Genomic DNA, 24,510 nt, shown 5'->3' with positions numbered 1-24,510 from the left:
GCCTCTTAACCGTTGAACCACTGTTCTTCAAGAGCCGCTCGCACTGCAAGGGTGCCTTTCCGCATCGTTCTTGCAGTGTCTGACTCCCACCTGTTACTCAGATCGAGCTTGCCTTTACGTGCATCGGTAATCGCTTCCGTAATTGCTTCCCTTACTTCGGCAACCTCATTCGAAGTCGGGTGTTGTGGATCGTCGACATGCAACAGTTTGAACAGGAGACCGAGCTTGGCATAGTCTTGAACGTCATAGGACATGGGAGCAATATCGTGTCCCAGCTTCTCGAGTTCAGCAACGGACCTTCTCGTAATTCTGGCCGCCGCTTCTTTATGCATTGCATGGATCACAATCCCAGCATCATCGAATGCCAGAATGCGATTTGCCTGGTAGCCGTGAGTGAGGAATCCGCCGCTGAAGGCTTGGCCGGCTACCAGCGAAATAACAGGATGTCCCGCCATCCTTGCAGATGCATATGCATCTGCCGACGCAGCGGCCGCGAAGAAGATGCCAGCAGTCTCCTCACGGCGCCCATAAGCCTGGCTCTTCACGTCAACGATTGCGATGATGGAACGCTTCGCTTCACGAGATTTATCGTGGTCTTCGGCAATCACTGCTCGAAGGTGAGCTGCGAGAGTGAATGCTTCTTCCAGCCCAACCTGCCCGTCGCGAACACAAGGAAAGCGGCTGCCCTTGTCAGGTACAACGCAGAGGAACAAGGCTTGCTCATTTCCAACGGCGGCTGTTGTAGCCAGCACGGAGTGCGGATCACCGCTATTCGGTGCGTCGCTTCCGGTCAGGGCTTTGAACCATGCTCTGCCGCGCAATCCAACTTGTTCATTCATCGCACACCTCCTTTTGTGTTAGCCCGCTGTTGCCGCAATGTTGCCGGATCTATCTGGCTGGATGTATCAAGCGCCGCAATACGAGCGCGATAGAGTTCCACCTGCTCGGTCCGATGCTTCTCCGGTACGCCTTTGCGCACGCAACTAAGCACTGCCGCGGCTATCTTGCCGGCATCATCTTCGACGAGTAAATCCGCGAGTCCCATGCCGACGCGTTGTTCTCCACCATGAATTGCCCAGATGAGGGCTCGATCGGAGGAATCAAACTCATCGATACCGGACTCCTGTTCAATCACCTCCGGACCGTTCAATCCAAGCCGGGCTTCGCGGGTCATGATTGTGTAGCTGGATACGCCAGCTACAAGAGACATGCCTCCGAAACAGCCGACAGTGCCGGCAACGATTGTGATCACGGGGGCATGTTGACGAAGGGCGAGAACTGAAGAGATGATCTCGGCAACCGCTGCCAAACCTAGATTCGCTTCCTGGAGGCGCACGCCCCCAGTTTCGAGCAAAAGAATTGCAGCTGTAGGTTTTCCTGCCTTGGAATCCTTCGTTGCGAGATCCAGGGCAGCGGTCATCTTGGCGCCAGATACCTCGCCGACGCTGCCACCCTGGAAGGCTCCTTCGAACGCAATGGTGACAGCCGGAGATCCGCCGATTTTTCCCTTGATCACGACGCAGCCATCATCAAATTGCGGAGCGATGCCTTGCTTGGCAAGCCATGGAGACTCGATGCGATCGAAGGGACCGACGAGCTCCTTCCAGGTACCTTCATCGAAGAGGCTCTGAGCGCGGGCACGAGCGTCCAGTTCAATAAAGCTCTTACGGTTAACGAAATCGGGAATGAGAATTGACGCGCTCATTGCTCAATCACCTCCACTGCCTGTTCTAGACGCAGCAACACACTACCCGGCGTTGCACCGGCATCGTTAATATAGATACGGACCGCTCCATCGAACTTCGAGAAGAAGCGGTCGAAGACGGACCGCCACGCATCGCCGAAGCCGTTGACGCTGGTCGTGATGAAGACATGGGCTCCCTCCTCACTATTCGGTTCGAGAAGGACCTCCATGTCGCCTGAGCCTACTACACCGACGTGCGCTCTCTTGGTGATGAGGCGTTTCGCCTCAGGATAGTTGAACTCAATTTTCTCCATCGTTTTCCTCCACTAGACTGTTGTCTTTTTCCACTCGTTCGAGACCGCGTTCGAGAGCGTCCAGAAAGAGTGTGGCCGCGAGAAGATCCGCGCAGCCGCCGGGAGAGATGCGCTGACTAACAAGCTCTTGCCCAAGTGCGATCAATGCTGAATTTCCTTTCGGGCTTCCCGGCCCGCCAACCTGGATGACACGAGCAGCACCCTCGTGCACGATCCTTTGTGCCTCAGATCCGCCCCGATAGAGAACACAGGTGTCATCGAGTTGCGACATGATCGCAAGCAGAGCGGTGAGCCGGCTGTCCCGCTCTGTTCGTCCGCTAGTACGAGCTGCCTTCAGTGCAGGAAGCCCAATTTTGATGACGTGCGGAAAGTTCACATAGGCTTCGCCGCGAGCGCCGGCAGCGCCATAGCGTTCACGGACAACATCGCCGTGAGATACGGCCTGCGGTCTTGCACGATCAGGCAGACGCGCGAGATAGCCTGCAGACTCGGCTACAAGTTCCGGACGGGAATCCTCACTCAGGCTTGCAGCACAAAGCAATAGTCCCAGAACCCAGATTGCACCTTTGTGTGCATTGCTGCCTGAAGTAGCGCGAAGCATAGCCGCTTCGGCTTCTCTACCAATGCCGGCAGCCACGGCACGCAGGCTGGCATCCATCTCAACTTCAGCGGATGCCACAGCCATCCGGGTAAAGTATGGAGCGATCGCGTTCGCAGATCTTCTCATCAAGTTGAGAGATAGATCCGAATGCGATCCTGACCCTCGACCGTCAACCAGACCCGGTTTCGGCGTGAGTTCTGCCTCAGCAACTAACGCTTGCCGAGCGAGTTCTGAAAGCCGCGCAGACCGGGCCAAAGCGTCGAGTTGCTCAGACGATATTGTGATTGGTCTTAGCTGTGCCATTACCAACTCCTGAACTTGGCCGGCGGCTGATAAAGGCCATCAGACCATGCGACCAGGTCTTCCATGCTCCTGGCCGCAAGCAAGGACCTGTTGGCTTGGAGACGCTGGACTCCAATATCCTCAGGAAAAGCGACGATGCCGCGATGACGAAGATCGGCTGTCTCGTTAGCCTTTGCCTTAAGGCCGACAGGGCTGATACCTGCTACTGCGGCCAAAGCCCGGCGGCGCTCTTCAACGCCTTCCGTTTTGTACAGATAAGCAATCCCTTCTTCCGTCACAACATGGCTAACGTCCTGGCCATAGATCATGATGGGGGCGATCGGCATACCAGCCTTCTTACCAACTTCAACTGCATCCAAAGTTTCGACGAAGGCCGGCTCGCCACCTTTGGAAAAGGTTTCAAGCGTCTGAACCACGAGCTTGCGGCCCGGGAGCGTCGGGTCCGCATTAGTCTTGAGGTCGAGCCAGGCAGGTGACGAATGGCGGCGTCCATGCGGGTCATGCCCCATATTCGGCGCGCCTCCGAAGCCTGCAAGGCGTCCAGTCGTCACTGTAGAGGAATTGGCGTCCCCGTCCATCTGAAGCGTTGCTCCAATGAACGCATCCACGGCATACTGTCCAGCAAGCTGACAGAGAACACGGTTAGACCGCAGGCTGCCATCGCGGCCAGTGAAGAAGATGTCGGGCCGAGCACGGATGTATTCATCCATTCCGACTTCGCTTCCGAACGAATGAACGCTCTCAACCCATCCGCTCTCGATAGCAGGAATTAGAGTGGGATGCGGATTCAGGGCAAAATGCTTGCAGATCTTTCCACGAAGCCCGAGGGACTCTCCATATGTCGGGAGAAGAAGTTCAATGGCAGCCGTGTCAAAACCAATTCCATGATTGAGCGACTGGACCTGATGCCTCTCATAGATGCCACGGATGACCATCATCCCGGTCAGGATCTGAAGATCGGTGATATGGCGAGGATCACGGGTGAAAAGGGGTTCCACCGCGTAGGGCTTATCGGCCTCGACAATGATATCGACCCAGGAACCGGGGATGTCGACCCTAGGCAATGTGTCAACGATCTTGTTGACCTGCACGATTACAATTGCGTCGTGGAAAGCGGCGGCCTCGACAATTACCGGGGTATCCTCGGTGTTGGGCCCTGTAAACAGATTGCCTTCCTGATCCGCCTGCTCTGCGCAAACCAGCACCACGTTCGGGATAAGGTCTACCAGTAAACGAGCATACAGTTCGACGTATGTATGAATGGCGCCGATTTCAAGAACTCCATCTTCTAGAAGTTGCGCGACCCGCAGGCTCTGTGGACCAGCAAATGCGAAATCCACCTTTTTCGCGATGCCCAGCTCAAAGAGTGTTAGATGTTCGGGGCGGCTGATGCTTGAAATGATGAGATGGAGATCGTGAATCTTCTTCGCATCTACCTTAGCGAGAGAACGTGAAAGAAAATCCGCCTGTTTCTGATTGTCGCCCTCCATGACAATCCGGTCGCCGCTCTGGACCACAGTTTCGAGAGTTTCGACGATCTTGTTTTGAGTCAAAACGGGACCTTTCATCCATGGATTTATACTCTCCAGACGGCGTCGCTTTTCGTCCCGTCTGGTTGTCCATGAAGTCCGCTGCCGTATCGGTGCCTGGTCACTCATTCAACTTCTCCTTTCCAGCACATAACTATTAGAGCCTTGTTCTTGTGATTAGGATAGTTGTATGTTTTTATCAGTGTGATTAGTTAGGACAATCAACAAAGCTATGGAAATACGACAAATCAAATCCTTTCTCACAGTCGCCGAAACCCTTCATTTCGGAAGGAGTTCGCAGATTCTTCACCTGAGCCAGCCCGCTCTCAGCCTTCAGATCAAGGCGTTGGAAGTGGAGTTGGGCGTGAAGTTGTTGGATCGCAATAGGCAAAGAACCAAGATCACTCAGGCTGGATTGGTCTTCAAGGTCGCGGCTTCAAAAATAATAGAAGATTTAGAGGTGGCCTGCCGCCAGACTCAGTGGACCGCAGCTGGAAAACTCGGGTTAATTCGACTTGGTTTCATTTCAACAGCAGGGCAAGAAATAGTTCCATCGCTGATACGCCGCTTTCGTAAACGATATCCTCAGGTCGAGTTCTCGTTGCGGAACATTCTCACAAGTGAACAACCCGATCTCATTAAGAACGGGATGTTGGATGTCGGTTTTCTGCGGTTGCCGATTGACGTTCCCGACAGCATCGATATTACCCCGGTTCATCGTGAGCCCTTCGTTGTGATCTTCCCTTTGGGACATCCTCTGGCGTCTAAAGCAGGTATTCACCTTCGAGATCTTCGGGGAGAAAAGTTTGTGATGTACGAGCGGTTCTTTGCCCCTGGATATCACGATCTTGTCATTGGGATTCTGAGTCGGGCAGGTGTCATTCCTGAAGTGACTCAAACGGCGAGCGAGATGTCGACCATCGTGTCACTGGTTGACTCAGGAATGGGTGTTACAGTGGCACCGATGTCGGCCACAAAACACCGGATCGCTCGCGTAGTGACCTGTCCCATCCTCGACAAAATTCCAGCCTCCGAGATTGGTATGGTCACAGCTAAGGACACCGATATTCCGGTGGTGAGGCGGTTTTACGAATTAGCAGGTGAGTGGCGCAGGCCCTGAGGTGCCAGATTGTTTATTCCGGCCTGTTCAGCGCACCGTTTCACGGCGTACCAGACCACATTTGCTGTCACGCCAGAGGGGGTTGTCGCATCCCTCCCTTCAAGACCTGTCTGAATACTTTACCGTCGCTCACACCCGATGTTTGAGCCAAGCATCGACAAGTTCCTTGGCCCACCATGGCACTGGTACGGTTCGTATTCTTGCTCCCTTACCGACCAGATTGACAATGACCCAGTGGCCCTCTCTCGATTGCAGCTGATCGAGGTTCAAGCTCACGACTTCCGAGCGTCGTAACCCGCACCCCAACAGCAGTCCGTCCATCTCTCCAGCCGCGCAGATTGGTCTTCTAAGCAGCGTTTACGAGCTCTTGAGCCTCATTGCGGGTGAGCCAGTTGCCCATCTTCCGTCTGAGCCGCCTAACTCCCTTAACCCGTCGAATTCCAATCGCCAGTTCCGGGCTCAGCCAACCGCTCTCAGCTGATTCATCTGCGAGCCTCCGGATTGCTGATAGACGCAGGTTGATCGTAGCTGCGGACAGGGAGAGGCTCTCCAAGAATGAGCGGTATTTCACAACGACGGAGCGGTTGAACTCCAATCGTGGTTCGCTACAATACCAGGCGATGAATCTGTCGATGGCGTACTCATAGCTCCGCCGCGAGTGCCGAGAAGCGAGTGTATTGAGCACTGCTGTCTTGGATTGCTGCAGTTCAGGGATGGTAGAGGTCGCAGAAACACTGACGGAACCGAGCTGATTTTGTTGGACCATAGGAGGCGGCTCCTTCTGGCCGCCTCCTATGTTTCATCCTCGTGTAAGCTCAGCAGCGAGGAGCAGCGATTGCGCTAATTTTCTGGCGTTCAGGAATGCGCATTGTAGTTGTTGATGTGAACGTCCTTTATCATGCATAAATTCTGACGGCAGAGCTTGTGAGATTCAGCGAAGCTACGAACTTTCGTCACGCATTCCGCGGATGGACGGACAGCATGCAGGTCTGTTATCGGCCGTGAGCGTAGACTTTTATCCGTCCGCACAATACCCCTTCCGCGATGTCGGAAAACGACATGAGAATGTCCGCTGTGAACCTGTCGTGTCTTGTCTTCCACTTCTTATTATCATTCGGTTATTGATCCTGTCCGAGACTGAAGATGGCCAAAACCAATCGCAAAATCATCGTTAGCTGCGCTATTACCGGTTCTGTTCACACTCCGACCATGTCAGAGTACCTTCCCATCACTCCGTCCCAGATTGTTGAGAGTGCTGTTGAGGCTGCCGAGGCTGGGGCGGCGATTATCCATCTCCACGCCAGAAGCCCTGAGGATGGCAGGCCCTCAGGAGATCCGGCACACTTCCGGGAGATTTGTTCTGTTCTGGCAGGACGTACAAGCGCGATCATCAATATCACGACTGGCGGCAGTTCCAATATGACGATCGAGGAACGACTCGCTTATCCTCTGCAGGCCAAACCCGAGATGTGTTCGTTAAATATGGGATCAATGAATTTCTCTATTCATCCGGTAGCCGAGCGGATCACGAACTGGCGTTATGACTGGGAGAAACCGAAGATCGAGGGCATGAAAGCCGGTGTCTTCAGGAATACATTCGCTGACATTGAATACATTGTTGGCAATCTCGGAGAAGGCGGCACTCGATTCGAACTCGAGTGCTACGACGTCGGGCACCTTTACAATCTCGCATACTTCGTCGATCGCAACATAATCAAGTCGCCGATCTTTATTCAGGCTGTTTTTGGAATCCTCGGTGGGCTCGGCCCAGACCCGGAAAATCTCTTCCTAATGCGATCAACGGCCGACCGCTTATTCGGACGAGATGCCTACGAGCTTTCGGTACTGGGCGCAGGACGCCATCAGATGTCCCTTCTAACTATGGGAGCCATCATGGGCGCAAATGTGCGAGTGGGGTTGGAAGACAATCTCTATCTGGGCCCTGGCATCAAGGCGACGAGTAACGCCGAGCAGGTCAGGAAGATCCGCCGTATTCTTGAAGAACTCTCCTTTGAAATCGCCACACCCTCGGACGTAAGGGAGATCTTGCACCTGAAAGGCGCGGAGAATGTCCATTTCGTCTGATCGCTGGTATCCCCGCATCGGAAAGAAGTTCAATGAGAGGTGAATCAGGAATGACCTTCCAGGATCGACTCTATCCGCCACGAGGATTGCGGGTGCTGGAGACTGCGGGCGCATCGGGCATTGGAGCCGTCATCGCATCCGCTTTTGCTGAAACGGGTGCCGAGATTCACGTTTGCGATATTGATGACGCTGCTCTGGCTGTATTCCAGAAGTCCTTTCCAAGTTGTCAGGCAACCCATGCCGATGTGGCCGACGAGGGCCAGGTTGCAGCATTATTTGAGACTCAGCGCGCCAGATTTGACGGCCTCGATGTCTTGATTAATGGCGCGGGCATCGCGGGCCCGACAGCTGGAGTGGATAAGATCACGGAACAAGAGTGGAAGCGCACGATTGAAGTCAACCTGAATGGACAGTATCGCTGTCTGCATCATGCTGTGCCGATGCTGCGTGCGTCCAAGGCTGCCAACATCATCTGCATTTCGTCCGTTGCCGGTCGCTCGGGCATTCCTTGGCGTACCCCGTATGTGGCGACGAAATGGGCCATCGTTGGAATCGCTAAATCGCTTGCCAGCGAACTCGGTCCGGACAATATCCGGGTGAACGCGGTGCTGCCTGGCATTGTGGAAGGACCAAGGATGGATGGCGTCATCAGTGCTCGCGCCAAATTGGAAGGCGTGGAAGAGACAGTTATGCGGGAGGAGTACCTCAAGAGGATTTCTCTGCGCCGCATGGTGACTGCGGACGATGTAGCTCTCACGTGTCTCTTTCTGTGTTCGCCGGCGGGTCGAAATATTACGGGGCAGGCAATCGGCGTAGACGGCAATATTGAGTATCTGTAGGTCGGGACCTAAGTTTAAGACGTGAAGACCTGGGCGCGGCTGGCCTATTTGAGGTTCTTTGATGAAGGGCAAATGAGCATAGCCACGCAAACATCTGGGTCATCTGTCGGACCGCATGGGCAGGGCAGTGAGCCGTCACAACTGCAACCTGCTTCACCCGGACCGTGGGCCTGGATTGCGCTTGGCATGCTGTGCGCGGTGTATGTCCTGAACTTTCTGTCCCGCCAGTTGCCGGGCATTCTTGCGAAGCCGATCCAGGATAGCCTGCACATCTCGGATGGTCAGCTTGGACGAATTGGCGGCCTCTATTTCGCGCTCTTTTACTGCTGCATTTCTATTCCGGTGGGGTGGTTCGCGGATAAGACGAACAGGTCGAAAGTTTTGGCAGTCGCATGTGCAATCTGGAGTGCGGCGACCATGTGGTGCGGCGGCGCAGGCAGCTATTTGCAATTTTCCGTCGCATACATGGCGGTCGGCTTCGGCGAAGCGGGCGGCGTTCCACCCTCGTACTCGATCATCTCCGACTATTTTCCCTCCGGTCGTCGCGGTAGAGCACTGGGCCTCTATAACATTGGACCACCGATTGGTTCAGCGTTGGGAATCGCCTTCGGCGCTTCCATCGCTTCTGCTTTCAGTTGGCGCTATGCATTTGTGTTGCTCGGTTCCGTGGGTCTATTCGCAGCGATCGGCGTTCTGATTCTGGTGCCTGAGCCTCGTCGCGGCGGTCTGGATGGCGTTTCGGGTCAAGTGAGCAAAACAGGATTCGGGCATACGCTGGCGATGTTTCACCTGGGATAGCGTGATCCAGAAGACATCGGACGAACAGTTTCTCGCGATGTTAGACATCCATGTGGTAGCGCCGTTCCGGTTGCTGCGGGCGGCCTCGGATTATCTTCGTGAGACCGCTAAACAGGAGATAGCGGCGGGGCAGTGCGTTATGCGCAAGGTTGTGAACATCACTTCCATCTCTGGAACGGATGGGAATCCCGGTCAGGCAGGGTACGCTGCAGGCAAGGCCGGAGTCATCGGGCTCACGAAAACTCTCGCGAAAGAGTGGGGCCGCTACAATGTCAATGTCAATGCGGTGGGCTTTGGCCTCATCCAGACTCGCATGACGCAACCACTCTCGCCGGATGGAAAAATCAACCTGGGCGGTAAAGACATTCCCATCGGTGTCCAGCCCGCGATGCTCGAGTCGATCGCAGCGGAATGTCCCCTGGGGCGCATCGGAACCCCTGAAGAGGCGGCCGGTGCTGTGCTCTTCTTCTGCTCTCCTTTATCGGATTACGTTACCGGGGAAGTACTCATCTGCAGCGGTGGCTTCCACTTCTGACATAGAGCGTAAAGACGCGTGTAACTTCGGCCGGCGGAACAACACCTGAGTGAAGGATTTTGAATGTGAACGGCAAAGAGCTTATCGCAAGACGTGTTGCCCGGGAACTTCGAGACGGGTTCTATGTCAATCTTGGTATCGGCCTTCCCACCACCGTCGCTGCCTACGTGCCGGACGGGATCGAAGTGATTCTACAGTCGGAGAATGGCCTGCTGGGGATCGGGCCTCCGCCTTCTTCGGATCACGAAGATCCCGATCTTATCAACGCCGGAAAACAACCGGTGACAATCCTTCCCGGTTCAAGTTTTTTCGGCAGCGACCAGGCTTTTGCCATGATCCGCGGCGGGCACATGGACGTGAGCATATTGGGGGCGATGCAGGTATCCAGCCGAGGCGATCTGGCGAATTGGACTATTCCCGGAAAGATGGTCAAAGGCATGGGAGGCGCGATGGATTTAGTCGCCAGTGGGGCTCGCGTTATCGTCGCCATGGAACACAACGCGAAGGATGGAGCCTTCAAAATCGTCGAGGAGTGCTCCCTGCCGCTCACAGGAAGAGGCGTGGTCCATGACATTGTTACCGAGCTCGGCTGGTTTCATGTCTCCGGTGAAGGACTCGAGATGAAGGAAATTGCCGAAGGTATCACTCAGGAGGAAGTAGAACGATGGACGGGGTGCCGGGTGCACTATTCGCGGGATCTATGCCCGATGCTTCCTTTCTGATGCGCTTCACTATGTCGATGTTTACTACTCTCCTCGACGGCCTTTCGTTCACCGAGTGCCCACGCTGGCGCGACGGCCGTCTCTACTTCTCTGATCGCTACACCCGGCGTATCCTTGCGGTTTCGATAGACGGCTCCGTCGAAACTTATGCCCGCACAGATGGCCTACCGGCTGGTATCGGCTTCCTTCCCGACGGCCGCCTCCTCATCACTTCCATGTGCGATCGCAGGGTACTGCGCCGCGAGCATGACGGGACCATTGTTGAGCACGCTGATCTGTCAGCGCTCGCGACCGGCCAGCTGAACGACATGCTCGTCGATGACGAGGGCCGCGCCTGGGTGGGCAACTTTGGATTCGATTTGTTCGGCGGCGAGCCAGCCTGCCCACCGTACTTATCTGTGTCGCTCCCGATGGCGCGCCCGCCATTGCCGCGTGTGATCTCGCCTTCCCCAATGGCACTGTACTTACGCCGGACCGCCGCACGCTCATCATCGCCGAGACGATGGCCAACCGCCTGACCGCTTTCACCGTCTCCAATGGCGCGTTGAGCGAGCGCCGCACCTGGGCTGCCTTCGGCGATCCGCCTGCAACAACGGATGTAGGCAAGATCCTTGAGGAGGCGGCCGTTGTACCCGACGGCATTTGCCTGGACGCAGAGGGAGCCGTCTGGGTCGCCGACGTTCTCAACCGGCGCGTTATCCGAGTTACCGAAGATGGCGCAATCGTCCAGGAGTTCGAGACCGGCGGGCTGTGCGCATTTGCCTGCATGCTGGGTGGCGACGACGGACGCACGCTCTTCGCCTGCGTCGCGCCCACATTTGACGAAACCGAAGCCGCCGCACATCACCGCTCCTCTATCCTCATGACGAGGGTTGAAGTTCCTCACGCCGGTCTGCCCTGAGCAGGCGCGCTAAGATTCCGGAAAGATGGAATCGAAGCGATATCGAGGGCATGGAAGCGGCGAGGCAAAGCAAGTCTAGCGGCGGAGACCCGACGGATACATATTGAGGACGCGAGGCCCGACAGATGCGCCAAGGTCCACGAATGCCATTAGACGCATTTCGCGGCGGTAACCGATTCAAGGAAATAGTCACCATTTCGGGCAAATAACCCCAAACCCGTCGCGGGCTTGCAAGTCCAAGTAGTGCATGATAAAGGACGTTATCACGAGGCGACTTGATTAACTGACACGAATTAAGCTCTTGCCGCCGACTGCCATTCTTGACTAGTGAGAAACTGCCAATGCTCTCACCGAGCGCAATATTCCATAGGTTCAAGGCAGGAAAGAACTGAATCTTTCTTCACGTCATTTGCTGTTCGACGACCCAATAGCGGAGGCTACCGTGCGCAACAGCCTTGGGTTTGTTGGCGCACCGACAAGTGACAAGAAGACGGCAATGGGTTTGTCACCCTAGAAGCTGCGAGTAATTTCGTTCGTCGCAGGACTCCACGTTATGAAGTTATGGAAGACGATCGCGGGCTCGTTTCATTTTTCCGAGTGCGAAATCTGCGGTTGCGTTGAAACGGTCATTTTGTGGTCACGGTAAATCGCGGCGCAGCACGGCATGGCCACGGCAGACAGCTACGGCGCGCGACTTCGACCGCAAGGCCGTGATGTGTCGCGATTCGCCGCTTGCGGTGGCTTGATACATGCCAAATGATGAGACAGATCGGGCCGTCTGCACGATGCGCTCATGGTGGCGTGAACCGACGCTGCCCGGATTCGCGTATGGCGCAGACGGGTTTGCACAGCCGGAACGGACCGCAGGGAGGATGAGATGGCAATGCTGGAAGCTGGGATTGAGGAAGCAGAGCAGAGTTTGGTGGCTCCGAGTGGTGTAAACGGCGATCTGAGCTCCCTGCTGCACCCGATGGAGCTCGATACCTTCTTCGACGAGTACTGGAACCGTAAAGCTCTCTATCTGCCGGGCGATGCGGGAAAGTTTGCCGGCCTGTTTGACGAGGCGGCGTTCTTTGCCGGCCTGGAGCACTGTGCGGATCTAAAAGTTGGATATACGGATGATAGGGGCTGGCCTGCGCATTTCAATATCAAGCCGGGCCAGGTGCCGGAGATGCTGGCGAGCGGCAAGACCGTTTGCGCTTCAGCAATAGACAACAAGAACTCCAGGCTCACAGCGTTTGTAAACCGGGTGGGAGAGCAGTTTGCGCTGCTGGGCCGGTTCTTCTTCAATTCTTATCTGTCGCCGGACGGCGCCGGGTTCGGGCTGCATCTGGACCACCATCCGGTGATGATCCTGCAGATCGAGGGCAGCAAGCGGTGGTGGTATTCTCCGGAGCCCGGCTTACGTAAGGTTATGACCAATGTGTCGTTTCCACGCGACCTGGATGTTTTGCAGTTGCCCTGGACGACCGTGCATCGACCGGCACAGGAGAGCCTGTGCGAGGTGGTGCTGACGCCGGGTGATGTGTTGTACCTGCCCATGGGCACGTGGCACCAGGCGGAGGCGGTGGGCGGTTCGCTGGGCCTGACGCTGGCGATGGAGAGTGTCACCCCGCTGGATCTACTGCAGCTTGCCCTGGGTCCCTCGTTGGGCCGCATCGAGTTGAGGAGCCGGGTCCCCGGCTATTGGGCTCCCTCGATCGAGAGCGGATTGCCCGAGGACCTGCGCGCGGACTTTGCCGCGGCTCTCGCCATTCTGCAGGATTCGCTCGGGTCATTCACTCCGGAGAGCCTGTTTGACCTGTGGCTGCGGGCGCAATCGGCGCGGCGAGCGCAGGCCAGGTAGCGCCAATGTCCGGCGGCCGCCTGGAAGGGCACGGCGTAAAACGACATGCGGGCAATTGTGTCGCGGCGTGACCGGCGGCCCTTTGTTTGTCGCAATATAACGCTTGCGCGCCGCCGTAGCATTCGGGAGATTGGATTTACGCAGTGCTTGCATTGCCCCGCAGGCCATGAAGGCCACCGGGCGCCAAGTCGGCACGGAATGAACGGCGGTTGCACAACCTTATCCACATCGGAAAAGGAGGAACAGAGGAATGGAAATGCCAACGACGAATCGCCGCGCCATTGAGACGCAGCTGATTGAGAAGTGCTGGAAAGACCCGGAGTTCAAGAAGCGGGTGGTGAGTGATCCGAAAGGGATGCTGGAGCAGCATACGGGGCAGAAACTGCCGGCCGGTGTGAGGATCGTGATCCACGAGGAAGATGCGAACACGCTGCATTTCACCATCCCGTCGCCTCCGACGAATTTGAGCGAGTTGTCGGATGAGGAGCTGGAAAAAGTGGCCGGCGGAACTGATATCGCCATAACCCTACTCGTCGCGTCGATTGCTGTTACCTCTGCAGTGGGGGGCGCGAGCATAGCGACTGTGGTTACCAAGCTCGACGTCTGGTAAAGACGGGCTCAACAGAAACTGGACGGAGTTGTAACGAATTTAGAGCAATGGAGGAGCGATATGGAAACGCCAACGACTAATCGCCGCGACCTGGAAACGAAGCTGATTGAGAAGTGCTGGAAAGACCCGGAGTTCAAGAAGCGGGTGGTGAGTGATCCGAAAGGGATGCTGGAGCAGCATACGGGGCAGAAACTGCCGGCCGGTCTAACGATCGTGGTCCACGAGGAAGATGCGAACACGCTGCATTTCACCATTCCGCAGGCGCCAACGAATTTAAACGAGTTGTCGGATGAGGAACTGGAAAAAGTGGCAGGCGGAACAGATATCAGCCTGGGTATCTCTCTGCTCATCGGCGTCGTCACTGTGGCGGCGAGCGCGGGCGGATTGGGTGCCACTCTTGCCTACTCCGGCCCCGAATTTTGGTAAATGCTGCCCGCTCCGGCCAACCTGAACGAGCTGCCGGATGAGGAGTTGGAGCGCGTTGCCGGCGGCACGGAATGAACTGCAGTCGCACGACTTTACTAACAACGGAAAAGGAGGGATAGAGGAATGGAAATGCCAACGACGAATCGCCGCGCCGTAGAGACGCAGCTGATTGAGAAGTGCTGGAAAGACCCGGGGTTCAAGAAGCGGGTGTTGAGTGATCCGAAAGGGATGCTGGAGCAGCATACGGGCCAGAAACTGCCGGCCGGTCTGAAGATCGTGGTCCATGAGGAAGATGCGAGCACGCTGCATTTCACCATTCCGTTGCCTCCAACGAAAATGAGCGAGTTGTCAGACGCGCAGTTGGAAAACGTGGCGGGCGGAACAGGTATTGGCGCGCTTTTTGGTTCGGATCCCGCCTGGTAGGTGAACCAACGGCCCGGGTGCGGATCCAAGCGTAGGCGCGAGCCGGGCCGGCACGGAATGAACTGCGGTTGCACAACTTTACCCACAGCGGAAGAGGAGAAATAGAAAAATGGAAACGCCAACGACGAATCGCCGCGACCTGGAAACGAAGCTGATTGAGAAGTGCTGGAAAGACCCGGAGTTCATGAAGCTGGTGGTGAGTGATCCCAAAGGGATGCTCGAGCAGCACATAGGCCAGAAGCTGCCGGCCGGTTTGAAGATCGTGGTCAACCAGGAAGATGCGAACACGCTGCACTTCACCATTCCGCTGCCTCCCACGAATTTGAACGAGTTGTCGGATGAGGAGCTGGAAAAAGTGGCGGGCGGATCAGATCTCATCGCGATCTTCACGCTGGCCATTACCGTCGGCGTGTTGACGTTTGGCACGGGGATGATGCAGGCCCGTAACGATCCCTGGTGAAGGCCGGCCCCTTGTAAAGACGGGCTCAACAGAACCGGACGAAGTTGTAACGAATTTAGAGCAATGGAGGAGCGAGATGGAGCGTGTTGCTGGCGGAACGGAAGTTGCGTTCTTCATAGCATCGGTCGTTCTTTCGGCGGCAACCGCTGCGGGAGCCGGAGTAACGCTGCTGAATGCAGAGAAGATTGGCTGGTAGGCGAATCAAGGGGCCGGGTGCGGATACAGGCGTAGGCGCGAGCCGGGCCGAGTGAACTGCCGTCGTCGACGGAGCGAGGAGAGTTACCGTGAACATGATTGAAATCCTGAAAGCGCTGCCCGGTTCTATGGACTGGATGGTGTGGTTTAGGCTGCAGGCCTTTCGTCGATGGATCGATGACGCTCAGTTCCGCGCGATGTACTTTCTGCCGGAGCAGCTGGATCTGAGTGGAGTGAGCCACGTAATCCTGAGCCCGTTGGGGCGCTTCTTCGCACTGGAGAACGATGCGTCGCTCTACCTGTTCAAGGATGGCTCGCTCCGGGCGGTTGTGCCGCCGGAGACCTCGCTCTTCGAAGGCTATGCGCGTTACCTGAAGATGCTTCCACCGGATGAGGCGGACTGCCTGGGCCTTGGGCAGAAACCCGGGCTGCCGCCAGTTCTGCTGCACCTGACGGCGCAGGAACACTACGCGCAGGGTCGCGCGATCTTTCATCGCAAGCCAAGTGAAGAGCATTACGAGCTACTGCAAGCTGTGGGCGTAAAGTACGAGGGCGGCTACATAGAGGACGGTTGCTACGTCGCTTTGTTCCAAAATCGCATCCCGGTTCACGCTCATGCGGGTGCGCTCGCTGGGTATTCGCGAACGGGCAACTGCAATGAGTTTTTTCTGAATCATGGGGAGATCGATGCAGGGCTCGAGGCCGGGTTGATCAAGGCGGCAGAGTCCAGAATTGAGCACGCAAAAAAACGAGGCCTCGCCGCCGCCGCGGAGCTGGCGCTGCGTTCCACCGAGGTGTGCCTGCCGATGACGTGCCATCCTCCGTTCCCGCTGCGCGCCTTTGGTTATGGCGACCTGGTGCCGCTGGGGTTTCTTTTGCACGCGCTTGAGCAAAATCCCGGCGATGAGCGTGGCGATGTGGGTGCTGAGGCCACTGCGAAACTACGGGCCAAGGTTATGGCCGGCCGGCAGGGCAAGCTGTGGTCTTTTCATACCGGGCGGCTGGTTACATCCACGGATTCAGTGCTGATGCTGCAGGCCGTTCCGGATGCAGAGGCGATAGAAGCGCTCGAGCAATTTGCTGACGGAGAAGGCGGCTACTATCCACAGCTGTGGGCGCAGACGGCCGAGCCCGGGCGGATGAAGATCGTCGATGCGAACCGGCATTGGTGCCAGCCAGATTTTGCGACGACGTGTCTGGTGAGAGCGCTGCGCGCGGAAGCGGATCTGCCGGCCGTGACTTCGCTTAACTATCTCGAAGAGCGATTCGAGACGCGGTCGGGATTGTATTTTGCCAATCCCTACCTCGTGGATTGGGCGCTGGCGCGCGCCATTCGGCTCGATCCTTACGCCAAAGGATTGCGGCAAAGGCTGCTTGAGGAGATTCTTGCCGGTATGAACCCGGACCATTCATTCGGCCCGTTCGATGTAGCGCTTTCGACGAGCTTCGCTATTCTTGCTCTCTCGAACCTTGGTTATAGCGGCCGCGAACTGAAGATGTGCCAGCTGCGTCTGGCCGAGATGATCGAGCGGCGCAGTGGTGCGTGGCCGGCGTGTACGCCGTTCTATTCAACCTTTCGCGCTGCGAGCAATGCGGAAAACGACGACGCTGCAAACGCGCCGCAGATGCTGGACGTCAACGGTTGCCGCCACGAGCTGTGGCTGTATAGCGATACGTACCAGACGATTGCCACGGCAGTCGCCGTTTCTGCGCTCAGTGCACCTGCCGATGCGGAACGCGTTGACGCCAGTCCGGCGACCAAGGTCCATCCGCGCTATCAATGCAGGCAACAGGAAGACTACATCGCTGCGTTTGCCCTGCCGGCCTATGCGGACGAGCCAGTGTGCGGGAGCCTGGTCCAATGAGGCTGAGCGCAGAGGTTTCAAGAGACATCGCGGCTCGAGCCAGCACGCTGGAAGAGCGTCTGGCAACAGGTGCGTTTGCACCGCACGATGCTGTGGACCCGGAAAAGATCGAGCAACGCATCGAACGGTGGAAACAGGTTGCGGCACAGGGCGACGGCGACCGATTTGCAAAGCTGCTCGCGCTGCAAGGAATTAGCGAAGAGCAGGCGCGCAGGGCGCTGGGGCCGATCCAGCCAGAGGTGGCAATTCCCGGCTGGATTGAGTTGCTGAACGAAGGGCTGGCCGCAGCAGCCGCGCCTCCGGCTGAGCGCTCGCGCTTTCGTGTCGCCGAAGATCCGTGGCCGTTTGAGCAAATCGTGGAGCCGTTTGTGCAGGCAGCCAGTTGCCGGCTGCGGCAAATGACGGGTTCGGCTTACCAGCTGCTGAGTGATGGCGCTCACGCCGGCATGGAGCGCAAACTTCTCTCCTGGCTTGTGAACTCGTGTAGTTCTGCGTTGATTCTGGAGTTTTCGCTCTTCCGGATGAAGTACCAGCCGGCTCTTTTTCGAGGACGGCTGCCGCAGGCGACGGCCGAGCCCGCAAATCGGATCCATGAGTTGTTCATTGCCCAGATGCAGACGGGCGGCCTGGTGCCGTTTTTTGAGGAGTACTGCGTGCTTGCGCGGGCAGTAGCGAAACTGATGAGCAACTGGATCGACGCCGGTGCCGAATTTCTGACACGGCTCGCCAGCGATCTCGATGCCTTGAGAGCAAGCTTTCAGCCGGAGGGAGCGTTAGGTAAGGTTGAACGTCTCGCGGCTGGTCTCTCTGATCCTCATCACGGCGGCCGCACGGTCACGATCGTCACATTCACTTCAGGGCTGAATATTGTCTACAAGCCGAAGAGCCTGGAGACGGAAGAAGCGTATAGCCAGCTGCTTGAGTGGTTGAACGCAGCGGGAACAACCCTGCCTTTAAGGGGACTGAACGTGTTGGTGCGCCCCGGATACGGCTGGGTTGAATTTGTGGAGCATGGTGCGCCGGCCGATGATCTTGCGCGAGCGCGGTTCTACAAGCGGAGCGGCATGCTGCTTTGCCTCTTCTACTTGCTCGAGAGCAACGATGTTCATTCTGAAAATCTGATCGCGGCCGGCGAGCACCCGATGCTGATTGATGCAGAGACATTGATCGTGCCCTCGCTCGAAAGCGGCGTCGAGCAGGAAAGCGACTCGTGGGCAGAGTCGCGAGCCTTGTCATGGATGAATGCTTCAGTCCTGCGCGTGGGTATGCTGCCTTGGTGGCGACCGCACGGCGGACAGCTCCATGATCCAAGCGCGCTCGGTGGCGTTGGCGGTGAAGAAGTACAGGCGATGGTGTGGCAGGGGGTCGCGACTGACGACCTGACGCGGCAGGCAGTCAAAGTGCGCGCGACGCGAAACGGGAACGTTCCATTCGCCAGCGGCGATCAGGCCGATCCCGGACGCTTTGTCGAAGATATCGTGTCCGGGTTTCGCGAAATGTACGCGCTGCTCACGGCGCAGCGCGAAGCTCTCCTCAGTGCGGGAGGACCACTCGAAGCACTTGCTGATGCTCCCATGCGCCTCGTCTTTCGTGATACAGCCACGTACTTCTCTATCCTCAAGAACTCGATGGATGCTGGGATGTTGCGCGATGGCGCCGATCGCTCGGTGGGGCTTGAAGTATTGACCCGCGTGCTTGGTGCCGCTGAAACGCACGGCAGATTCTCTCCGTTCCTCAAGGCAGAGAAGCGCTCGCTGAGCGATCTCGATATTCCATTTTTTACGGTGTCTCCGCGCAGGAGGAACCTCGATCTGGGCCCTGCCGGCATGATCGAGAACTGTTTTGTGCAATCGGGCTATGAGCGTGTTCTCGACCGGTTCCGGCGGCTTGGAGCCGATGACCTGGAGCGGCAGATTCAGATTATTCGCGGATCGTTTTCGGCGAAGATTGCGAGCCATCAAACATCTCCCGCGAACGGAAACGTGGCCGCCACTCAGCCCTGCAGGATGCAGCCGGCGTCAGAAAGCGAACTGGTGGATGAAGCTGTCCGCATCGCTGATCGAATTTTGGCTGAAGCGGTGCGCGGAGATGATGGCAGTGCGACGTGGATCAGCATTTCGCGGCGGCCGAATTCCGGGTGCTACAACTTTGGCCCGCTCGGGCCGGGAATGTTCGACGGTGTCAGCGGCATCATGCTGTTCCTGGCGTCAATTCATGCGGCAACAGGAATTGATAAATATCGCGAAACCGCTTTGGCCGCGATCAAGCCCATCGAACGCTTGATTGCTGCGTACGAGTTGAGGTTGCGATCCGGCAGGAAGAACGCTGCTCACGATTTGCCGCTCGGCCTGACAGGCCTGGGATCCATTGTCTACGGCTGCGCGCGGGCCGCGAAACTCCTCGACGACGAGACTCCATTGCAGGTGGCGCACCGTGCGGCTTCGCTCATCAGACCGCAGTTCTTGAATCACGAGACGCCAATCGACATTTTCGGTGGGCTGGCTGGCGCGATTCTGGGTCTTCTGTCATTGCAGGCCGAGATCAACAAACAGATAGCCCTGCAATGCGGCGATCTGATTTTGTCAGGCAGCGCCGGTGAAGGCGCCGGGCAGCACGCGATGCACCGCAAGATGGGTAGCGGATTTGCCTCAGGAAGACAGGGCGTTGCGTATGCATTCGAGCGGCTATTCGAGGCTACTGGAGAAACGCGATTTCTGCATGGCGCTGAAGCGGTAAGAGAGGCAGCTCCGATTGTGGCCGAGGATGTGCCCAGTCAATTCGATGGCCAGGAGCTGCCCGGACGAGTGGAGCGTTTCGATGCGCTGCTCGAAGAAGCCCGCCGTTCGAAATGCACTGCGTCGCTAGAGACGGCGCGGCGTCAGGCAGCGTGTATGATGCGTCAGGCCGCGAATGACGGCGGATACCGCCTCCATCCACATCTTCCAGCGCAAACATTTCTCCCCGGCTTATTCGAGGGTGTTTCGGGCATTGGCTACGAATTTCTGCGCGCGGCCACTCCTGACAGATTTCCTTCGGTGTTTCTGTGGAACTGATTCCCAACCGCATGGAGATGGAGATGAGCGCTACATTCGATCCAATCCAGAGTCTCCCGCGAGGCGTTGCCACTGCGCCGAGTGCAGCGCGCTGGGAATCGGCCGGCCAAGACGCCTTATCGCGAATATTCGGAGACGAGGTACCCGGCGATCAGCACAGCACCGTTGCCGATTACATCGAAGCAGCTGCGGCCCCATACGTCTCCCCGGACCTCATATCGCGAGATTCGCTCGCAGAGATTGGCCACGTCGCGAATTTGCTGCCCGGCGCCGTGACAGATTTCTTCGGTTTCGAGTGTCCATTGGGCGTCCTTGCGCCGACTGCCGATTTTCTGGTCTGTTCGAGAGCAAGCCAGGGCGGTCGCGAGGTACTGACGGACCGGAGCCCGGGACGGAGTCTGCCGGCGAACTTCAACCAGCACCCGGTGTGGCAGCAAGTGTTTGCGTTCTCCAGGGCGTGGGACGATCCCACGTCTCCTCTCTTTGAAGCAGTGCACAACATCTGGATGGAATTTGATATGGACGGAAAGCCCGCTTCCATCCCGGTGCCGAGCCTTTTCCTTGGATCGAATCTGCTGGCGCGGCGTGAACCGGCGCGCAGATTGAAGCGCATGCCGGAGCACTGTGCGTGGCTGACGGACCAGGCACTGCCTCTGCTGCTCGGCCGCCCGCTGGATCGATCCATTTGCCGCCAGGTTGCATGCTGCGTGAACCTCCTGCCTGCAGGAGCGCGAATCTTCCAGGTGGGCCTGATGCTGTCGCGCGCCACGGCGGTAACTCGGCTCTGTGTCCGTGGCCTCGCGAGTGTGCAGATCCCGGAATATCTCGAAGCCATTGGTTGGGAGGGCGCGCGCGGGGAAGTCGAAGCGACAGTCGACAAGCTGGCGCCGCTCGTTGAGCGAATCGATCTTGACATTGATGTCGGTGATAGCGTGATGCCGAAGATTGGGCTTGAGTGCTACCCGGCGCAGGATCTGACGAAGCTTCGCGCATTCATGAATTACCTGATGTCCTGCGGTCTTTGCGTGGAGCCAAAAGCGGATGGGCTGGTGCGGTGGGCCGGTCTGGCGCACGAACGAGTCACCCCGCAGATGTGGCCGCGGGAACTGCTGGCGCTGTCGTCCTTTCTCGGCGGCCGCGTTGAAAGCGCATTCTTTCGCTGGCTGCATCACGTGAAGGTTGTCCATGTGCCGGACCATCCGCCTGCAGCGAAGGCTTACCTCGCCGTGCATCATCAATGGATTGCCCCCGGTGACCTGAAACAGATGCTCAGCCGTGCTACCAGCGAGCCGCGCGATCACGGGAGGACGCATTGAGTTGCCCATGGTGGTTGCGTCTGCTCGTGTTGTGGGCTCCCATGGCTCGCTGCGTTACTTGTCTGAGCCAGGAAGCGGTTGAACTTCCTCATCCTGGGATCACCCTCCTGGACGCGTTGAAAACCACGCTGGAACAGAACCCCGATCTCCAGCTGCAGGTGCAGCAACTGGAATCCAGCAAAGGGGTTTTGCGGGCCTCAGCGGGAGCGTTTGACCTGTCAATCAATGCAGCTTACCTGCAAAACCATCTGACCAATCCGCTGACGGCAGCACAGGCAGCCCAATACGCTCTGGCGGGACTCATCGTAGATGCGCAGGCGCAGAACAACACCACCTACACGATCGAGACACCGAAGCTTTTTCGGAACGGCGTTTCCATTGACCCAACGGCCACATTGACCAGGACCACGGACAACATCTCGACGCGGCAAGGCCTGAATCAATCGCAGGTTGCCTTCCAGATCAATATTCCCTTATTGCGCGGGCGTGGACGCGATGCAGTCGATGCGCAGGAGAAATCGGCGGGAAGCACTGTACAGGCCAATGTGCGCGATGTGAACCAGGAAGTGGCGCTATTGCTGGCCACGACGGCAATTCAATACTGGAACGCCGTGGCGGCAGCGCAGAATCTGGAAATTGCGAAAGACTCCGAGACGCGAGGCGAGAAATACCTGCAGGATGTGCAGATGTTGATCGACAAGGATCGTGTAGCGCGAGGCGAAATTAATCAGCTGGTCGCCAACCTGGCCAATCGCAAGGCAACTGGTATTGCCGCGGAGCAGCAGCTGGCTACCGCGCGGCAAAACCTGGCACTGGCGATGGGGTTGAGTGCGAGCCAATTGGTGGAACTGCCGGAGACGCTCGACAATTTACCGGACTGGGCAATCGAAGGCGATCCCCGCGTGACGCCGGCTCTGACCAACCGGTTTGTGAGTTCAGCGCTGAAACTCCGCGCCGATGTGATTGCAGCCGACTTTCAGGTGACGGCGGCGAAGCAATTGCTGCCTGCCGCACAGAATCAGCTGTTACCGCAGCTAAACGCGAGCCTGAGCACCGGGTACAACGGCATAGCCACTGGCACGCCATATGGCAAGCCGTTTGGCGCGCTGTTCGACAACGTACGAGGAGCCAACGTGACGGGCTCGATTACCTATTCCTTTCCGCCTCGCAACGATACAGCTGCCGGTCAATGGACTCAGGCGCGCGCAGCGTTTCAGGCGGCAGTGTTGAATCGTGACCGAGTGGCGCGCACCGCCGCCTCCAGCGTAGTGACAGCGACAACTGGCCTCAGTTTCAGCGTGAGCGCACTTCGCCAGGCGCGGGAAGCGGTGGGGTACTACCGCTTGGCTTTGAACAACGAAGTGGAGAAGTTTCACTTGGGAAGAAACACGCTGGTCAATGTGACGACCATGGAGGACTATCTGAACTCCGCGCTGCTCGCTGAAGTTTCAGCACACCTGGGTTATGCTGTCGCGCTCGCCAACCTGCGCTTTGCAACGGGAACCGTCGTGGATGCGAGTGTACCGGTACAAAGCGTGGACAAGACTATTTTTCTTCAGCCGCCCTTTGAATGGGGCAACGAATAGAGAGGCTGGGCGCGAGGAATGGATACCGCACTGTTTCGCAAGGTCTCGTTAGATCGCCTGTCGTCTCCCGAGCAGATTGACCAGCTGCTGGAAGTGACCACGGCGCGCACCTGGATCGCGTTGACCGCGCTGTGCTGCACGCTGATAGCGGGGATTGTCTGGAGCGTGACGGGATCGAGCGACGACACGGTTGCGGGTCGTGGCGTGATCTCCCGCACCGGCGGCGTGAATGTGGTGGTGGCGCAAGGGACGGGCAACATTCTGAACATGCACGCGCAGGTCGGAGATTCGGTGCGTGCGGGCCAGGTGGTGGCGCAGATCGAGCAGCCGGCTCTTGAGGACAAACTGAAGCACGCGCAAGAGCAGCTTGTAGAAGCGAAGCAGGCGCGAAACAGCGCCATTGCAGAGCGCGAAGAAAGCGACGCTGCCAGACTCATTGCGCTCAAAAAGCAGACGGCCAGCACGGAATCGGAGATTGCTGACACGCAGGATCAAATCAAGTGGGCCAAAGAGCAGATTCCGGAAGACGAACAGCTGGTCGCGAAGGGCTTAATCACCAAGCAGGCGGCTCTGACCACCAGGCAGAAGGTGGCCTCACTCGAGTCAGACGTGCAGAAGCTCGAAACACAGATCGCGCAGATACAGTCGCAGAGAGTCGCGATGGATAACGACACGGCACAGGTGACCCTCGATTACGACAACAAGATCAGCGGCACGGTTCATGAGATCCAGATGATGGAACAGGATCTGCATCGAACTTCAACTGTGGTGACACCCTATGCCGGGCGCGTGGTGGAAGTAGCTTCATACGAGGGTGCGCTTGTGGCGGCTGGCCAGCCGATTCTGAGCATTGAGGCCGCCAAGCGAAGAGGCGATGCCCAAAACAGTCAGGATCTCGGCGTCTACGCCTACGTGCTTTCCAGCGACGTGAAACAGATCAAGCCGGGAATGGAAGCACATGTTTCGCCCTCAGGATTTCAGCAGGAAGAGTACGGATACATGCTCGGTACGGTGGACTCGGTTGCGGCGTATCCGGCAACGATGGAAGCAATCACGCACGCATTTGAAAATGAGACGCTGGCGCGAAGCATGACGGCACAAGGCCCGGTGACTGAAGTGCATGTGACGTTACGCAAAAGCACAGAAACGCGGAGCGGATATGCATGGTCATCGCGCAACGGGCCTTCCGAAGAGATCACCAGCGGGTCTGTCTCCACCGTGGAGATCGTCACTCGCAAGCAGCGGCCGATCGAGCTTGTAATGCCGTACATCAAGAAGAAGCTGGGCCTTTAGACCATG

25 protein-coding genes are annotated in these 24,510 nt (G+C 57.4%); 18 read left to right on the top strand and 7 right to left on the bottom strand.

Going from position 1 to position 24,510, the window contains the following annotated elements:
* Window positions 1-5 precede the first annotated feature (5 nt).
* Genes mdcE through mdcA form a run of 5 tightly spaced genes read right to left on the bottom strand, consistent with a single transcriptional unit; the run spans window position 6 to window position 4,560 of the window.
* On the bottom strand, window positions 6-839 hold the full coding sequence (mdcE, locus tag VO84_RS07520) for a biotin-independent malonate decarboxylase subunit gamma (RefSeq protein ID WP_058186982.1): 834 nt from the start codon (window positions 837-839) through the stop codon (window positions 6-8).
* Entirely contained in the window at window positions 836-1,705 is an 870-nt protein-coding gene (locus VO84_RS07515) for a biotin-independent malonate decarboxylase subunit beta (RefSeq protein WP_058186980.1), read from the bottom strand. Before VO84_RS07515 ends, mdcE begins: the two co-directional genes overlap by 4 nt.
* Entirely contained in the window at window positions 1,702-1,998 is a 297-nt protein-coding gene (locus VO84_RS07510) for a malonate decarboxylase subunit delta (protein WP_058186978.1), read from the bottom strand. The genes VO84_RS07515 and VO84_RS07510 overlap by 4 nt, the downstream gene beginning before the upstream one ends.
* Entirely contained in the window at window positions 1,985-2,902 is a 918-nt protein-coding gene (locus tag VO84_RS07505) for a triphosphoribosyl-dephospho-CoA synthase (RefSeq protein WP_058186977.1), read from the bottom strand. Before VO84_RS07505 ends, VO84_RS07510 begins: the two co-directional genes overlap by 14 nt.
* Window positions 2,902-4,560 carry a malonate decarboxylase subunit alpha gene (gene mdcA, locus VO84_RS07500; RefSeq protein WP_058186975.1) on the bottom strand — a complete coding sequence of 553 codons (1,659 nt, stop codon included), beginning with the start codon at window positions 4,558-4,560 and terminating at the stop codon, window positions 2,902-2,904. The genes VO84_RS07505 and mdcA overlap by 1 nt, the downstream gene beginning before the upstream one ends.
* A gap of 103 nt (window positions 4,561-4,663) precedes the next feature.
* Here mdcA and VO84_RS07495 point away from each other — a divergent pair, with 103 nt between their 5' ends.
* Entirely contained in the window at window positions 4,664-5,551 is an 888-nt protein-coding gene (locus tag VO84_RS07495; RefSeq protein WP_058186973.1) for a LysR family transcriptional regulator, read from the top strand.
* Between the two features lie 129 nt (window positions 5,552-5,680).
* On the opposite strand, the gene VO84_RS23295 is transcribed toward VO84_RS07495, so the two are convergent.
* Together VO84_RS23295 and VO84_RS23290 are read right to left on the bottom strand one after the other, a co-directional pair.
* Complete coding sequence (locus tag VO84_RS23295; RefSeq protein WP_082661818.1) at window positions 5,681-5,872, bottom strand: tyrosine-type recombinase/integrase; 192 nt, start codon at window positions 5,870-5,872, stop codon at window positions 5,681-5,683.
* A gap of 25 nt (window positions 5,873-5,897) precedes the next feature.
* Window positions 5,898-6,317, bottom strand: coding sequence for a site-specific integrase (locus VO84_RS23290; protein WP_058186972.1), 420 nt, complete (start codon window positions 6,315-6,317; stop codon window positions 5,898-5,900).
* Between the two features lie 377 nt (window positions 6,318-6,694).
* Between VO84_RS23290 and VO84_RS07485 the strand changes: the two genes are divergently transcribed.
* The 17 genes from VO84_RS07485 to VO84_RS07410 all read left to right on the top strand — a co-directional run bounded on the left by VO84_RS07485 (window position 6,695) and on the right by VO84_RS07410 (window position 24,504).
* Complete coding sequence (locus tag VO84_RS07485) at window positions 6,695-7,636, top strand: BKACE family enzyme (RefSeq protein WP_058186971.1); 942 nt, start codon at window positions 6,695-6,697, stop codon at window positions 7,634-7,636.
* A gap of 32 nt (window positions 7,637-7,668) precedes the next feature.
* Window positions 7,669-8,475 (top strand): SDR family oxidoreductase, encoded by an 807-nt coding sequence (locus VO84_RS07480; RefSeq protein WP_197413947.1) that lies wholly within the window; start codon window positions 7,669-7,671, stop codon window positions 8,473-8,475.
* A 72-nt stretch (window positions 8,476-8,547) separates the two neighbouring features.
* Window positions 8,548-9,273, top strand: a complete 726-nt coding sequence (locus VO84_RS07475) for an MFS transporter (protein WP_082662040.1) — start codon at window positions 8,548-8,550, stop codon at window positions 9,271-9,273.
* Between the two features lies 1 nt (window position 9,274).
* On the top strand, window positions 9,275-9,808 hold the full coding sequence (locus tag VO84_RS07470; protein ID WP_058186964.1) for an SDR family NAD(P)-dependent oxidoreductase: 534 nt from the start codon (window positions 9,275-9,277) through the stop codon (window positions 9,806-9,808).
* A gap of 65 nt (window positions 9,809-9,873) precedes the next feature.
* On the top strand, window positions 9,874-10,530 hold the full coding sequence (locus VO84_RS07465; protein WP_197413945.1) for a 3-oxoacid CoA-transferase subunit B: 657 nt from the start codon (window positions 9,874-9,876) through the stop codon (window positions 10,528-10,530).
* A 17-nt stretch (window positions 10,531-10,547) separates the two neighbouring features.
* Entirely contained in the window at window positions 10,548-11,048 is a 501-nt protein-coding gene (locus VO84_RS23145) for an SMP-30/gluconolactonase/LRE family protein (RefSeq protein WP_197413944.1), read from the top strand.
* Entirely contained in the window at window positions 10,955-11,431 is a 477-nt protein-coding gene (locus VO84_RS23140) for an SMP-30/gluconolactonase/LRE family protein (RefSeq protein ID WP_269431418.1), read from the top strand. The genes VO84_RS23145 and VO84_RS23140 overlap by 94 nt, the downstream gene beginning before the upstream one ends.
* Window positions 11,432-12,308: 877 nt before the next feature.
* Window positions 12,309-13,277 carry a JmjC domain-containing protein gene (locus VO84_RS07455; RefSeq protein ID WP_058186962.1) on the top strand — a complete coding sequence of 323 codons (969 nt, stop codon included), beginning with the start codon at window positions 12,309-12,311 and terminating at the stop codon, window positions 13,275-13,277.
* Between the two features lie 250 nt (window positions 13,278-13,527).
* Window positions 13,528-13,887 carry an NHLP leader peptide family RiPP precursor gene (locus VO84_RS07450; protein ID WP_058186960.1) on the top strand — a complete coding sequence of 120 codons (360 nt, stop codon included), beginning with the start codon at window positions 13,528-13,530 and terminating at the stop codon, window positions 13,885-13,887.
* Window positions 13,888-13,947: 60 nt separating this feature from the next.
* Window positions 13,948-14,313, top strand: coding sequence for an NHLP leader peptide family RiPP precursor (locus tag VO84_RS07445; RefSeq protein ID WP_058186959.1), 366 nt, complete (start codon window positions 13,948-13,950; stop codon window positions 14,311-14,313).
* Window positions 14,314-14,436: 123 nt separating this feature from the next.
* Window positions 14,437-14,736, top strand: a complete 300-nt coding sequence (locus tag VO84_RS07440; protein WP_058186957.1) for an NHLP leader peptide family RiPP precursor — start codon at window positions 14,437-14,439, stop codon at window positions 14,734-14,736.
* 109 nt (window positions 14,737-14,845) lie between these two features.
* Window positions 14,846-15,196: an NHLP leader peptide family RiPP precursor gene (locus VO84_RS07435; protein ID WP_058186955.1), complete on the top strand. Its 351-nt coding sequence runs from the start codon at window positions 14,846-14,848 to the stop codon at window positions 15,194-15,196.
* A 284-nt stretch (window positions 15,197-15,480) separates the two neighbouring features.
* On the top strand, window positions 15,481-17,256 hold the full coding sequence (locus VO84_RS07430) for a hypothetical protein (RefSeq protein ID WP_082661816.1): 1,776 nt from the start codon (window positions 15,481-15,483) through the stop codon (window positions 17,254-17,256).
* Window positions 17,253-20,309, top strand: coding sequence for a type 2 lanthipeptide synthetase LanM family protein (locus VO84_RS07425; protein ID WP_058186950.1), 3,057 nt, complete (start codon window positions 17,253-17,255; stop codon window positions 20,307-20,309). Before VO84_RS07430 ends, VO84_RS07425 begins: the two co-directional genes overlap by 4 nt.
* A gap of 23 nt (window positions 20,310-20,332) precedes the next feature.
* Window positions 20,333-21,625 (top strand): hypothetical protein, encoded by a 1,293-nt coding sequence (locus VO84_RS07420; protein WP_058186948.1) that lies wholly within the window; start codon window positions 20,333-20,335, stop codon window positions 21,623-21,625.
* Window positions 21,622-23,211 (top strand): TolC family protein, encoded by a 1,590-nt coding sequence (locus VO84_RS07415; RefSeq protein ID WP_157439783.1) that lies wholly within the window; start codon window positions 21,622-21,624, stop codon window positions 23,209-23,211. Before VO84_RS07420 ends, VO84_RS07415 begins: the two co-directional genes overlap by 4 nt.
* Before the next feature lie 18 nt (window positions 23,212-23,229).
* Window positions 23,230-24,504 carry an NHLP bacteriocin system secretion protein gene (locus VO84_RS07410; RefSeq protein ID WP_058186943.1) on the top strand — a complete coding sequence of 425 codons (1,275 nt, stop codon included), beginning with the start codon at window positions 23,230-23,232 and terminating at the stop codon, window positions 24,502-24,504.
* Window positions 24,505-24,510: the final 6 nt, after the last annotated feature.

Origin of the sequence: Occallatibacter gabretensis (genome assembly GCF_001449115.1) — a bacterium.
GTDB classification, from domain to species: domain Bacteria; phylum Acidobacteriota; class Terriglobia; order Terriglobales; family Acidobacteriaceae; genus Telmatobacter; species Telmatobacter gabretensis.
This window is presented reverse-complemented; position numbering and strand designations above follow the sequence as displayed.